A 13,686-nucleotide genomic window follows, 5' to 3' on the forward strand; every position below is an offset into this window, starting at 1 on the left:
ACCGGGCCCCACCCGTCTGCTCATTTTGCGTTGTGCTGGCTGCGGGTAAGGATGGTTTCGAGTGTTACAGGCAATCCCTGGCAGGTTTGGAAGAGGAAGAACCCTGCAAATAAGAAAATCTTTGTGTTAAAGACTCAGAGCCATCGGCTGGGCAGGCGCTATCAAATGCACATTATTGAATTACCTGCCAGTGGGCCGGGTGGGCTACAAAGCCTGAGTGTTAATAGGGCTTAACTGGAAGTCGTGCTGATGATACCTGCGGAGAGCTAAACGGTTTTACTCAAAGCANCTGCACTCAGGGAGCGGCGGGCAGGGATGCCCGCTCGCGACCGGGCCGTCCGGCCTGGAGTCGGAGCCAAAGGCACCAGGCAAAGCCTGTAGCTGCGACGCCCGGCGAACGCTGGGATTGTCCACCGAAAAAGCCGATATTGCAGCTTCATGATGCCCGGCAACCGCAGGGATTATCCGCCGGTATCGCAGGCATTACAGCCCAAAAAACCAACCGGCAAACGCTGGGATTGTCCCCCGCCAAAGCAGGTATTGCAGCCCAAACAACCCACCGGCACCGCAGATATCACACCCCTGCACCACTAAAACCTAAAGCTCGACCTTCTCTTTATACTCGCACAGATCTTCGATAATGCATGACCCGCAGCGGGGTTTCCGTGCGATACAAGTATAACGGCCATGCAAAATAAACCAGTGATGGCAGTCAACCTTGAACTCCTTCGGCACCACCTTCAGCAGCTTATCTTCAACCTGCTCAACGTTTTTGCCGGGAGCAAAGTTCGTGCGGTTACAAACGCGGAAAATATGCGTATCGACGGCAATAGTCGGCCAGCCAAAAGCGGTATTCAACACCACATTGGCGGTCTTACGGCCCACGCCAGGGAGCGCCTCCAGCGCCTCGCGATCCTCTGGAACCTCGCCCTGATGCTTTTCCAGCAAAATACGGCAGGTCTTGATCACGTTCTCTGCCTTACTGTTAAACAGACCGATAGTCTTAAGGTAGGTTTTTAACTGATCCACCCCCAGCGACAGAATGGCAGCCGGGGTATTCGCCACCGGATAGAGTTTCGCGGTGGCTTTATTGACGCTGACGTCGGTGGCCTGCGCGGAGAGCAGCACCGAAATCAGCAGTTCAAAAGGGGTGGTGAAAACCAGTTCCGTGGTCGGGTGGGGATTGTTTTCTCGTAGCCGACTCAAAATCTGCTGTCGTTTATCCTTGTTCACAGCGGGCTCGCTTCTCCTTCAGACAACGTTTTCGCTTCCTTTTCTGCAGCCAGCGCTGCGCGCGCTTTCATTTTATTATCAATAAGATACTTCGCTGCCAACAGCATGCCCAGACCGATAAAAGCGCCAGGCGGCAGCATGGCAAGCAGCATGGGCGAATCAAAATGCACAACCTGGACGCGCAGCACTTTCGCCCATGGGCCCAGCAGCTGATCGGCGCCGTTAAAAATGGTGCCGTTACCAATGATTTCGCGAATTGAACCCAGTACCACCATTACGCTGGTCGCACCCAACCCAATCGCCATGCCGTCGAGCGCAGAGAGCGGGACGCTGCTTCTTGAGGCCACCGCCTCCGCACGGCCAACCACGATGCAGTTGGTAACAATCAGCGGAATAAATATACCTAAAGACTGATAGAGGCCATAGGCGTAGGCATTAATCAGCATCTGCACGCAGCTGACCACGGCGGCAATAATCATCACGTAAATAGGAATGCGGATATCGGCAGGCACCCAACGACGTGAGGCGGAAATTGCGCTGTTGGTACAGGTCAGCACCAGCGTGGTCGCCAGTCCAAGTCCGAGGGCGTTAGTCGAGGTCGATGTCACCGCCAGCAGCGGGCAAAGCCCCAGCAGCTGTACCAGCGCCGAGTTATTTTTCCACAGTCCGCCGATAAGTAGCGTTTTTGCTTCACTCATTGGAATCTCCACAGGCTGGCAGCGAGCCTATCTGCTCGGGCAGCGTTTCAATATAAAGCGTGGTGCGTTTTACCGCATTCACCACGGCGCGAGGCGTAATGGTAGCGCCGGTAAACTGGTCGAAATCCCCGCCGTCTTTTTTAACCGCAAAATGGGGATCGTCCTGACCATTCAATCGCTTACCGTTAAAACTGTTAATCCAGTTAGAAATACGCAGCTCTATTTTGTCACCCAGGCCAGGTGTTTCATGGTGCTCCACCACCCGGGTTCCCAGTACGGTGCCGTTAAAATCTGCACCCACTATCATCTGAATAGCCCCAGAATACCCGTCCGGCGCGGTGGTCTCAACCGCTGCGGCCACGGGCTTGTCATCTTTTCGCGCCAGATAGAGGTGGTGAGGCCCATTACCCAGTGCCGCATTCGTCACGATATAGCACTCATGCTGAATGGCATTATTGTACATTTCCGGCGGCACCACCTGATCGAGCAGTATTTTCTGCTGCACCGCAGTCTGGTGTTCAATGGTCGGCTTCGTCACCGCATTAATAACCGCCGTCAGGCCGGTAGTGACCGCAGCAAATAACGCCAGCGTCACGCCGTTTTTTCTTATGGCATCCAGCATCATTTCTCCTTGCGGTGGCCGTATACGCGTGGCTGCGTATAGTAGTCGATCAGCGGTACGGTAATATTCGCCAGCAGAACCGCAAAGGCCACGCCGTCCGGATAGCCGCCAAAGCTGCGAATCAACCAGACCAGCAGGCCAATCAGCACCCCGTAGACCAGCCGACCTTTATTGGTTGTCGAAGCCGTAACCGGGTCGGTGGCGATGAAAAAGGCACCGAGCATGGTCGCGCCGGAAAACAGATGAATAACCGGGGACACCAGGCTGTGAGGTGAGAAAATCCAGCCAAGGGCAGAAAACAGCGCCAGTGAGAGCACGATGCTAACCGGAATATGCCAGCGAATGGTGTTGGTCCACAGCAGGAACAGTCCGCCCAGCAGATAGCCAACGTTTACCCACTGCCAGCCCAGGCCAGCGATAACGCCGCCGTAGATAGGCTGCGCCAGCAGCTGTTCAGCATGGTGTCCGGCGCGCAGGCCCGTTTTGAAGGTATCCAGCGGCGTAGCCTGACTAATGCCGTCAATCCCCACCTGCAACTGCTGCATGCTATGGCCATCCAGCGTATGGGCGTGGAAAATCATACTCAGGGTATCCATAAAGCCCGGGGTGATTGTCTGCAGCGTATCGGGCGGCAGCCAGCTGGTCATCTGTACGGGAAATGAGATTAGCAGAACCACATAACCGACCATCGCCGGATTAAACGGGTTCTGGCCCAGGCCGCCATAGAGCTGCTTAGAAATCACTACGGCAAAAACGGTGCCGATAACAATGATCCACCAGGGCGCAAGGGGCGGAATACTGACGCCCAGAAGGAGGGCGGTCAGTAAGGCTGAATTATCACCCAGCGTTTTTGCCAGGGGCAGGCGGCGCAGCTTCAAAATAATCGCTTCTGCTCCCATCCCGGACGCGGCGGCAATGACCACCTGAATAATGTTGCCCCAGCCAAAAAAATACCACTGCGCGGCAAGGCCAGGGATCGCTGCGATGAGCACCAGCAGCATAATCGTACTGGTGCTGCGTTGATTGTGTGTATAGGGCGAACTAGCGATGCGAAAAGCCATTTAATCCTCTTGCGTAGAATGCTGCGCTTTGCGCGCTTTAGCGCGAGCGATGGCGGCCGCCACCGCCGCTTTACGGGGGGCGTCAGCGAGATCTGCCGCTCCCTGGGTGTTATTTACCGCATCGGTTTGCTCCGCAGCGGCCGCTTTCTTCGCTTTGGCACGCGCAATGGCGGCTTCGACGGCGGCCTTACGCGGGTCGACGGGCGCGTCCCCGGAAGCGTCGGGCGCGTCATCGGAAGCGACGGGCTGCTCCGCAGCGGCCGCTTTCTTCGCTTTGGCGCGCGCAATCGCGGCTTCGACGGCGGCCTTACGCGGGTCGACGGGCGCGACGGGCGCATCATCGGAAGCGACGGGCTGCTCCGCAGCAGCGGCTTTCTTCGCTTTGGCACGCGCAATGGCAGCTTCGACGGCGGCCTTACGCGGGTCGACGGGCGCGTCCCCGGAAGCGTCGGGCGCGTCATCGGAAGCGACGGGCTGCTCGGCGGCGGCCGCTTTCTTCGCTTTGGCACGCGCAATGGCGGCTTCGACAGCAGCCTTACGCGGGTCATGCGCCTGCCGGGTGGCAGGTTCGGTTTCTGCCTGGGTCTCTGCCTGATGCGCACGCGCCTGCGCTTTACGCGCATCACGCTGCATACTGGCTATCTCAGGCGTCGTTTCGCCAGCCGCATGCTGCGGTGTGGTATCGTCGGCAGCCCGTTTCTTCGTATTCACTCGCTCAATCGCGGCCTCAATCTCAGTTTGAGCGCTGTCGCTGACGGTGCGTTTCGCCTGCTGATGTCGGGCTTCACGCGCCAGTTTTTCCCGCTCAAGACGCTGCTGACGGGCTTCAAAGCGGATTTTCGCCTGGGCGGTACGCTCAGCCTCAAGGTCAATGGCACGAATTTCGGCCTTCTCCTGACGATAATACTGCACCAGCGGAATATTGCTGGGGCAGACCCAGGCACAGGCGCCGCATTCAATGCAGTCGGCAATATTATGCTCGCGCGCTTTGTCGTGATCGCCCCCACGGCTGTACCAGTAAAGCTGTTGCGGAAGCAGGGCAGCGGGGCAGGCATCGGCACAGGCGCTACAGCGTATGCATGATTTCTCGGGTTCGCTATCGCCCATTTCACTGGCGGAAGGGGCCAGAATGCAGTTGGTGATTTTCACCACCGGCACGTTCAGCGCGGGGAGGGTAAAGCCCATAAGCGGACCGCCCATGACCACCATCTGACCAGGACCGGGAGTGAAGTCGGCGTTATGCAGCAGATGCGCGATCGGCGTGCCGATGCGGCCCCACACGTTACCCGGCTGTCCCACGGACTCGCCGGTCAGCGTAACCACCCGCTCCGTCAGCGGCTCGCCATCGATAATAGCGCGCTTCACTGCATAGGCGGTGCCCACGTTCTGCATAAGCACGCCAATATCCGTCGAACGACCGCCGTGAGGCACCTCAATGCCGGTCAGGATCCTGGTCAGCTGTTTGGCACCGCCGGACGGATACCGGGTAGGAATGACGCGGATTTCCATATCCGTGGCGCTGCCCAGCGCTTTTTTCAGCGCGGCTATCGCTTCAGGTTTATTGTCTTCAATACCAATCAGCACGCGTTCAGATTGCAGTACCCAGCCGAGAATGCGGCTGCCCTCGATCACCTCGTCGGCGCAGTCCTGCATCAGCCTGTCGTCAGCGGTAATATAGGGTTCGCATTCGGCGGCATTGATAATCAGCGTCTTAACGCCGCGCAGGCCGCCTTTCAGCTTGGTCGCCGTCGGGAAGCCCGCACCGCCCAGTCCCGCCACGCCAGCCTGATGAATACGCTCCACCACTGCGCTGCGCTCCGCCTGGCGGTAATCGGTCAGCGGCTGACGTTCACACCAGCGGTCTTCGCCGTCGGCGCGAATGAAAATGCACATCTCGGCCAGCGCGGAGGGGTGCGCGGTAATATGTGGCGCAATGCTCTCAACGGTGCCCGAGGTGGGCGCATGGACCGGCAGCATTCTGCCCCGGCCAAACGTCAGCGGCTGACCGCGCAGGACGCGATCGCCGGGGCTGACCAGCAGTTCACCTTCATGACCAATATGCTGCTTAATGGGAATGATGAACTGCTCAGGCAGCGGAAGCTGACGCAAAGGCGACCCGTTTGACTGGGTTTTCATTTCCGGCGGATGAATACCGCCCTGGAAATCCCAGATCGGTTCTTTTTTGAAGAGTTTGAACAGATTACGCATGGTTTTCCACAGGGATAGTCCTGATCGGGATGCTGTGCAGATCCCACTTCCAGTTTGCCGTGGTGGTGGCAACCGGCCTCATCTCGATACAGTCAGTAGGGCAGGGGGCAACGCAGAGATCGCAGCCGGTGCAGACGTCGCTGAGCACGGTGTGCATGGCGCGTGTCGCGCCGACGATAGCGTCAACCGGGCAGGCCTGGATGCATTTGGTACAGCCAATGCAGTTCGCTTCATCAATCCAGGCGACCTTACGCTCAGGCTCGCGGGCGGCCTCATCGCCGAGCGGTTGAGGCTCAACGTTCAGCAGCGTGGCCAGCTTAAGCATGGTTTGCTCACCGCCGGGCGCGCATTTGTTGATCATCTCTCCGTTATTACCCACGGCGTCAGCATACGGGCGGCAGCCAGGGTAGCCACACTGACCACACTGACTCTGCGGCAGAATGGCATCGATCTGCTCAACGATCGGGTCCTCTTCCACCTTAAAACGGCGTGAGGCGTAGCCCAGCAGCGCGCCAAACAGCAGGCCGAGCGCGCTCAATACGGCAATAGCAATCCAGACTGCGCTCATCAGAACTTCACCAGCCCGCTAAAGCCCATAAAGGCCAGCGCCATCAGGCCCGCCGTGACCAGCGCAATAGAGGATCCTTTAAACGGGGCGGGCACATCGGCCAGCACCAGGCGTTCACGGATCCCGGCGAACAGGACCATCACCAGTGAAAAGCCGAGTGATGCGCTAAAGCCATACAGCGCGGCCTGCAAAAACGTGTGGTTGAGGTTAACGCTAAGCAGCGGAACGCCCAGCACGGCGCAGTTAGTGGTGATTAGCGGCAGGAAAATACCCAGCAGGCGGTAGAGGTCGGGGCTGGTTTTACGCACCACCATTTCTGTGAACTGAACCACCACCGCAATCACCAGGATATAAGCCATGGTGCGCAGATAAACGAGATCCAGCGGCAGCAGAATAAGATGGTTTACCAGCCACGCGCAGATTGAGGCCAGGGTGATAACGAAAGTGGTTGCGAGTCCCATGCCAATAGCCGTCTCCAGTTTTTTGGAAACGCCCATGAAGGGACAAAGGCCGAGAAACTTCACCAGAACGAAGTTATTCACCAGCACTGTACCAATAAAAAGAAGCAGGTAATCGGTCATTATTACGCCTGATAAAAATGAAAAGCCGCCTATTATCGGGTATAGACGGCAGCAGAACAACCTCTCATCACTAAGGATATCCTCTTAGCGCACGGACGATTAAATTTCTGACGTTTTTTTCCGCATCAGGATTCAATAAAGGTGTTTTTGACGCGCGCTGAGCGCTTGAAATAGGGCACAAATAGCGCCGCCGCCAGCAGCGAAAGCAGAAGCGCGCGCAGAGCCGCATCGTCGCTCACCGGTGAGAACGCAAAGGTTTTCATTGCCAGCACCACGGTTAGCAGCAGCCAGATTATATAGTGGCGGGGCAGACGGCGCGATCGTCGGCAGAATATCCACGTAACCCAGAGGCTGTAACCCAATACAACCAGCGACGTTACCAGCGAAATACTCCACTGCAGCGCAAAAGCATGGGTGTTAGTGAAAAGCGCAGCGCGCAGCGCCGGCGTGAGTAATGCGCTCAGATACATGGCAACCATCAGGGCGCTGGTGAGCATGGTCATAATCAGCCAGGCAAGAGGGACCAGAAGGAGTCCGGAGATTCGCACTTTACTGTCATCAGACACAATATTTCCTTAGCAAAACGGCGATGAGCACCCCCGATATTATCCCCAGTTGGGCGCCGGGGCAGAGGTAAAAACAGGCCAGTTCATTGACAGGTGAAACTTACACCACATAGCGCCAGACCGATTTAGGCACCTGGCCCAGGTCAAACAGGCGGCCACCGGACGCCAGCTCGGCCCGGCGATGGTCGGCAGCACGGTACATATTTATGATGTCGGCACTGTTGGTCAACGAGTAGTTCAGATGATCAAACAGTTTTTCCAGGCTTTCCAGCGAGCTAACTTTACGAAATTTTAACAGATAATCGTGGACAGTCATGATGATCGTCAGGGGGTAATAATTATGAGGGAACCAGTATAAAGATCGGCGGGCAGCTGTCCAGAGAGTGATGGGGCAATTACCTGTAAATTCTGCATAAAATCTGCAATAAGGCCGAAATTTTGCTCAGTGCTGGCTGCTATTTATTCACCCCCCGTCTCAGATGGCCGTGCTGGCTGCGGCACAGCTCACAAAACATGAAAATATCTGCCTTCCTGGATGACTAAAATAGCCCTTTAAAATCCTGCATTTCTGCTGTAATCGTTTCCACCGTGCGAAGTGATAAACGATTCTCTTTATTACACTTATTTAACATTACCTTTAGTGTGCAGACGCATCTGTCCATAGCGACAGCAGATAAATGCAGCTTCCTGTCCCGACGTAACGTCTTTTATTAAATGCGTTTTGTGAGCATTGTCGAAAATGTTTTTTCGACTTTAGTCCAGGCTTAAGCCGGGTTTTATCCTGAACAACGACATCCCCTCAGAGGAAAGAAAACATGTGGAAGCGTTTACTCTTAACCACCCTTATCAGTGCCAGCCTGTCCGCTTATGCCGCGGCAGAGTCGATGACGGTGGGCTTTTCGCAGGTGGGCTCCGAATCGGGCTGGCGTGCGGCAGAAACCAGCGTAGCGAAAAGCGAGGCTAAGAAACGCGGGATTACGCTAAAAATCGCCGACGGTCAGCAGAAGCAGGAAAATCAAATTAAGGCGGTACGCTCCTTTATCGCGCAGGGTGTGGACGCAATTTTTATCGCCCCGGTGGTACAGACGGGCTGGGAGCCGGTGCTGGAAGAGGCGCGCGAGGCGAAAATCCCGGTTTTCCTGCTGGACAGGGCTATTGTGGTTAAAGATAAGTCGCTCTATATGGCCGTGGTCACCGCAGATAACGTTTACGAGGGCAAACTGATCGGCGACTGGCTGGTAAAAGAGAGAAATGGCAAACCCTGCAATGTGGTTGAGCTACAGGGTACGGTCGGGGCCAGCGTAGCCATTGACCGGAAAAAAGGCTTTGCGCAGGCCATCGCCGGCGCGCCGGGTATTAAAATCGTGCGCTCCCAGTCCGGCGACTTCACCCGCAGTAAGGGTAAGGAAGTCATGGAGAGCTTTATCAAGGCGGAGAACAACGGTAAAAACATCTGCATGGTGTTCGCCCACAATGATGATATGGCAATTGGTGCCATTCAGGCGATTAAGGAAGCGGGTCTTAAGCCCGGTAAAGATATTCTCACCGGTTCCATTGACGGCGTGCCGGATATTTATAAAGCCATGCTGGCGGGGGAGGCCAACGCCAACGTTGAACTGACACCGGATATGGCAGGGCCGGCCTTTGATGCGCTGGAGAAGTTCAAAAAAGAGGGGACCGTGCCGCCCAAAATTATCAAAACGGAATCCCGGTTATTCCTGCCTGCCGATGCGCAATCTCAGGCCGACAAGAAAAAAGGAATGGGTTACTGACCCCCGCGCCGCCCGCATCAGGGCGGTTTTTTTATGGTAGAGGCGAAGCCGTATGACTCTGCAACACTCTTCTCCACCGCCGCTGCTGAGCATAAGCGGCGTCAGTAAACTTTTTCCCGGCGTTAAGGCACTGGATAACGTCTCCTTTGACATACGGCCCGGCGAAATTATGGCGCTGCTAGGCGAAAACGGCGCCGGAAAATCGACCCTGATTAAAGTGCTGACTGGCGTTTATCAGCGTAATGCGGGCACTATTCTGCTGTCAGGCCGGGAGATTAGCCCACACAGCACCGCAGATGCGCAGGCCATGGGCATTGGCACGGTTTATCAGGAAGTGAATCTGCTGCCGAATATGTCGGTCGCCGATAACCTGTTTATTGGTCGCGAGCCACGCCGGCTGGGGTTCATCAACCGGCGTACCTTAATACAAAACGCCAGGACGCTGCTGCTCCGCTATGGCTTTGAACTGGATGTCACCCGTCCTCTGGGTCAGTATTCGGTGGCGATGCAACAAATCATTGCCATCTGCCGCGCCGTCGATCTCTCGGCTAAGGTCCTGATCCTTGATGAACCGACCGCCAGCCTGGATGCCAGCGAGGTGACAATGCTCTTTACGCTGATGCGGCAGCTGAAGGATCGCGGCATGAGCCTGATTTTTGTTACTCATTTCCTCGATCAGGTCTACAGGATCAGCGATCGCATCACCGTGTTACGCAATGGACAATTTGTTGCCAGCCGGGACACTGACGGGCTGGCACAGATTGACCTGATAAAACTGATGCTGGGACATGAACTGCTGGAGACTGCGCTGCAGCGCGCAGGAAGTACCCTCAAGAGCAATCAGCCCGTGGTCGAATTCAAAAATTACGGCCGGAAGGGAACGATTGCACCCTTTGACCTCAGCGTGCGCCCCGGCGAAGCGGTGGGGCTGGCAGGGCTGCTCGGCTCCGGACGTACCGAAACGGCCGAGCTGCTGTTTGGCATCAGACGCGCCGACAGCGGTAGCGCTTTCGTTAAGGGTAAAAAGCGAACGATCCGCACGCCAGCCCAGGCGTCCCGTCTGGGGATCGGTTTCTGCCCTGAAGATCGTAAAACTGACGGCATCATTGGCGCGGCGTCGGTGCGTGAAAATATTATCCTCGCCCTGCAGGCACAGCGTGGCTGGCTCAGGCCGATAAAAAAACGGGAGCAGCAGGAGATTGCCGGTCGCTTTATCAAAAGCCTGGGCATCAGGACGCCTGATGCAGAACAGCCCGTCGAATTGCTCTCCGGCGGCAATCAGCAAAAGGTGCTGCTGTCGCGCTGGCTGGTGACCCGGCCACAGTTTCTCATCCTGGATGAGCCCACGCGCGGGATTGACGTCGGCACGCATGCCGAAATTATCCGTTTGATCGAGTCACTCTGTGCGGACGGGCTGGCCCTGCTGGTTATCTCTTCCGAGCTGGAGGAGCTGGTGGGCTATGCGGATCGGGTGGTGATCCTCCGGGATCGCCAGCAGGTGGCCGAAATTGGGCTGGAGCACCTTTCGGTATCGTCAATCGTCGGGGCCATTGCAGCCGGAGGAGATCAGCATGCCTGAATCCTCTCTCGTCCCGGCTAAGACGCAACGGTATAAACGCAGACTGCCTGCGGGGATGCCGCAAATTGCCGCGTTAATTGTGGTGCTGATTGTCGACAGCCTGGTTGCCAGTAACTTTTTTGCGATTCACCTGCAGGATGGCAGGCTGTTCGGTAGCCCGGTCGATATTCTTAACCGCGCCGCCCCGGTTGCACTGCTGTCGATCGGTATGACGCTGGTGATCGCCACCGGCGGGATCGATCTCTCCGTCGGTGCCGTAATGGCCATTGCGGGTGCTACGGCGGCCACGCTGACCGTTTCCGGTCACGGGCTGCCAACGGTTATTCTGGTGACGCTCGGCAGCGGGGTACTTTGCGGATTGTGGAACGGCATGCTGGTTGCATTACTGAGAATTCAGCCGTTTGTCGCGACGCTGATTCTGATGGTGGCCGGGCGTGGCATTGCGCAGCTGATTACCCAGGGGCAAATCGTCACGTTTGACAGTGAGTCACTGGCGCGGATAGGGAGCGGCACGCTTTTGCTGCTGCCGGTGCCGGTCTGGATAACGCTGGCCGTGGCGCTGCTGGTCTGGCTGGTCTGTCGTAAAACGGCGCTGGGGATGTTTATCGAGGCGGTGGGGATCAACCTGCGCGCTGCGCGCAATGCTGGCGTCAACGGCTGGCTGGTTGTGATGTCGACCTATGTGATTAGCGGGCTGTGCGCGGCGGTGGCGGGGCTGATTGTTGCGGCAGATATCCGTGGTGCCGATGCGAATAATGCGGGGCTTTGGCTGGAGCTGGATGCCATTCTGGCAGTGGTGATCGGCGGGGCATCGCTCATGGGCGGCCGCTTTAACCTGCTGCTCTCGCTGGTGGGCGCGCTGATTATTCAGGCGATGAATACCGGCATTCTGCTGTCAGGTTTCCCGCCGGAGTTGAATCAGGTGGTGAAAGCCGTGGTGGTGATGGTGGTGCTGCTGATTCAGACGCCGCGCGTTATTCAATTATTTAAACGAGGGGGCAAAGGTGATTAAACGTCATCTGCCGTTGATGATTACTTTGCTGGTATTCGTCGCAGGTTATCTTTTTTGTCTGGCGCAGTTTCCCGGCTTTGCTTCCACCCGGGTGATTGCCAATATCCTGACGGATAACGCCTTCCTCGGCATTATTGCAGTCGGTATGACGTTTGTGGTTCTCTCTGGCGGTATCGATCTGTCGGTTGGGGCGGTGATTGCCTTTACCGGCGTTTTTCTGGCGCGGGCGATTGGAGATTATCATCTGGATCCCTGGCTGGCATTCGCGCTGGTGATGGTATTAGGGGCAGCATTTGGCGCCATGATGGGCTGGCTAATCGATGCGCTTAAAATTCCGGCTTTTATTATTACCTTAGCCGGGATGTTTTTTCTGCGCGGCAGCAGTTATCTGGTGGCGGAGAGTTCAATACCCATCGACCATCCGCTGTATAGCACGCTGTCGGGCATGGCGTGGAGGCTTCCCGGTGGCGGGCGGTTAAGTCTACTGGCGGTTATTATGCTGGTGGTGGTGGGGTTCGGCATTGTACTGGCTCAACGCACCCGTTTTGGTAATGAGGTTTATGCGATTGGCGGGAATGCGACGTCAGCGCGACTGATGGGAATTTCGACCCGTAGCACCACGGTTCGTATTTATATGCTTTCCTCGGCGCTGGCCACTCTGGCTGGGATCGTTTTTTCCGTCTATACCTCGGCGGGTTACGCGCTTGCGGGTATGGGGGTGGAGCTGGATGCGATTGCCTCGGTGGTGATTGGCGGTACGCTGCTGTCGGGTGGCGTAGGTACGGTGCTCGGCACGCTGTTTGGCGTGCTGATTCAGGGTTTGATTCAGACATGGATTAATTTCGACGGCACGCTGAGTTCGTGGTGGACCAAGATCGCCATCGGGATCCTGCTGTTTGTTTTTATTGCGTTGCAGAGGTTGCTGACGGTGATGTGGGACCGCCAGCAGAACGCGCCGGTGAAACGGGTGACGCCTCAGGCAGGCGTAGGTGAATGAGTAGCCACGCTTCGCGTGGTACCTTTGGTTTTGACTGTCGATTGGTCTAAAGCGCTGGTCTGCTATACAGCTGCAATATCTGCGCTGTTGGTGGACAATCCGGGCATTTGCCGGTTGGTTGTGCAGGCTGCGATATGTGCTCTATCGGTGGATAATCCCAGCGTTTGCCGGTTAGTTGTTTGGGCTGCCATCGCTGCGGTGTCGGTGGATAATCCCAGCGTTTGCCGGGCGTCCTCACGCCACGCTTCGCGTGGTGCCTTTGGCTCCGACGCCAGGCCGGACGGCCCGGTCGCGAGCGGGCGTCCTGCCCGCCGCTCCCTGAGTGCAGCANTGGTGCCTTTGGCTCCGACGCCAGGCCGGACGGCCCGGTCGCGAGCGGGCGTCCTGCCCGCCGCTCCCTGAGTGCAGCATCCCTGCTGCACTCGCCTGGCCCTCCGTCTGCGCCGCAGCGCTGCGGAATGCCCGTCAACCGCTGGGATTGTCCACCTCTCGGGCTTCAGAGCCGCTTCAGGTCAGGCCCTGTAAACTCGCAGGCTTTTGAGCTGCATTCAGCTATCCAAACCGCTATTTCCTGCACACCCAATATCCCCGGGATGTGGTCATCTGGCTGCAAAAATTACTCTTTATGGGGGAAAATCCCAACGCTTGTCGGTTGGTTTTGTCGGCTGCAATATCTGCGGTGCCGGTGGATAATCCCGGCGGTTGCCGGGCGTCCTCACGCCACGCTTCGCGTGGTGCCTTTGGCTCCGACTTCAGGCCGGACGGCCCGGTCGCGAGCGGGCGTCCTGC

The 13,686-nt window shown here is 57.0% G+C and carries 13 protein-coding genes; 4 read left to right on the forward strand and 9 right to left on the reverse strand.

All coding sequences use genetic code 11. The features are described 5' to 3' along the window. Positions 1–597: 597 nt before the first annotated feature. The 9 genes from nth to ydgT form a co-directional block, all read right to left on the reverse strand. On the reverse strand, positions 598–1,233 hold the full coding sequence (gene nth / locus A1830_RS20570) for an endonuclease III (RefSeq protein ID WP_067710425.1): 636 nt from the start codon (positions 1,231–1,233) through the stop codon (positions 598–600). Then, positions 1,230–1,931, reverse strand: coding sequence for an electron transport complex subunit E (locus A1830_RS20575; protein ID WP_067710427.1), 702 nt, complete (start codon positions 1,929–1,931; stop codon positions 1,230–1,232). Before A1830_RS20575 ends, nth begins: the two co-directional genes overlap by 4 nt. After that, positions 1,924–2,553, reverse strand: coding sequence for an electron transport complex subunit RsxG (gene rsxG, locus A1830_RS20580; RefSeq protein WP_067710428.1), 630 nt, complete (start codon positions 2,551–2,553; stop codon positions 1,924–1,926). The genes A1830_RS20575 and rsxG overlap by 8 nt, the downstream gene beginning before the upstream one ends. Continuing rightward, positions 2,553–3,614 (reverse strand): electron transport complex subunit RsxD, encoded by a 1,062-nt coding sequence (gene rsxD / locus A1830_RS20585; RefSeq protein ID WP_067710430.1) that lies wholly within the window; start codon positions 3,612–3,614, stop codon positions 2,553–2,555. The genes rsxG and rsxD overlap by 1 nt, the downstream gene beginning before the upstream one ends. Further along, a complete protein-coding gene (rsxC, locus tag A1830_RS20590; RefSeq protein ID WP_067710433.1) occupies positions 3,615–5,822 on the reverse strand; it encodes an electron transport complex subunit RsxC in 2,208 nt (735 codons plus the stop codon). Beyond that, a complete protein-coding gene (gene rsxB / locus A1830_RS20595; protein ID WP_067710435.1) occupies positions 5,815–6,390 on the reverse strand; it encodes an electron transport complex subunit RsxB in 576 nt (191 codons plus the stop codon). The genes rsxC and rsxB overlap by 8 nt, the downstream gene beginning before the upstream one ends. Continuing rightward, on the reverse strand, positions 6,390–6,971 hold the full coding sequence (rsxA, locus tag A1830_RS20600) for an electron transport complex subunit RsxA (RefSeq protein WP_067710437.1): 582 nt from the start codon (positions 6,969–6,971) through the stop codon (positions 6,390–6,392). Before rsxA ends, rsxB begins: the two co-directional genes overlap by 1 nt. A gap of 125 nt (positions 6,972–7,096) precedes the next feature. Beyond that, positions 7,097–7,540 carry a DUF2569 domain-containing protein gene (locus tag A1830_RS20605; RefSeq protein ID WP_369815730.1) on the reverse strand — a complete coding sequence of 148 codons (444 nt, stop codon included), beginning with the start codon at positions 7,538–7,540 and terminating at the stop codon, positions 7,097–7,099. A 97-nt stretch (positions 7,541–7,637) separates the two neighbouring features. Further along, positions 7,638–7,853 carry a transcription modulator YdgT gene (ydgT, locus tag A1830_RS20610; RefSeq protein WP_067710441.1) on the reverse strand — a complete coding sequence of 72 codons (216 nt, stop codon included), beginning with the start codon at positions 7,851–7,853 and terminating at the stop codon, positions 7,638–7,640. 499 nt (positions 7,854–8,352) lie between these two features. Here ydgT and ytfQ point away from each other — a divergent pair, with 499 nt between their 5' ends. The 4 genes from ytfQ to yjfF are packed head-to-tail and all read left to right on the forward strand — an operon-like array spanning position 8,353 to position 12,897. Next, the gene (gene ytfQ, locus A1830_RS20615; RefSeq protein ID WP_067710443.1) at positions 8,353–9,309 is read left to right on the forward strand and encodes a galactofuranose ABC transporter, galactofuranose-binding protein YtfQ; all 957 of its coding nucleotides are present in this window, start codon (positions 8,353–8,355) and stop codon (positions 9,307–9,309) included. 52 nt (positions 9,310–9,361) lie between these two features. Further along, positions 9,362–10,888: a sugar ABC transporter ATP-binding protein gene (locus A1830_RS20620; RefSeq protein WP_067710445.1), complete on the forward strand. Its 1,527-nt coding sequence runs from the start codon at positions 9,362–9,364 to the stop codon at positions 10,886–10,888. Next, complete coding sequence (gene ytfT, locus A1830_RS20625; RefSeq protein ID WP_067710447.1) at positions 10,881–11,900, forward strand: galactofuranose ABC transporter, ATP-binding protein YtfT; 1,020 nt, start codon at positions 10,881–10,883, stop codon at positions 11,898–11,900. Before A1830_RS20620 ends, ytfT begins: the two co-directional genes overlap by 8 nt. Further along, on the forward strand, positions 11,893–12,897 hold the full coding sequence (gene yjfF, locus A1830_RS20630; protein WP_067710450.1) for a galactofuranose ABC transporter, permease protein YjfF: 1,005 nt from the start codon (positions 11,893–11,895) through the stop codon (positions 12,895–12,897). The genes ytfT and yjfF overlap by 8 nt, the downstream gene beginning before the upstream one ends. Positions 12,898–13,686 lie beyond the last annotated feature (789 nt).

The sequence above is a fragment of the Erwinia sp. ErVv1 genome, assembly GCF_900068895.1.
Classification (GTDB): domain Bacteria; phylum Pseudomonadota; class Gammaproteobacteria; order Enterobacterales; family Enterobacteriaceae; genus Erwinia.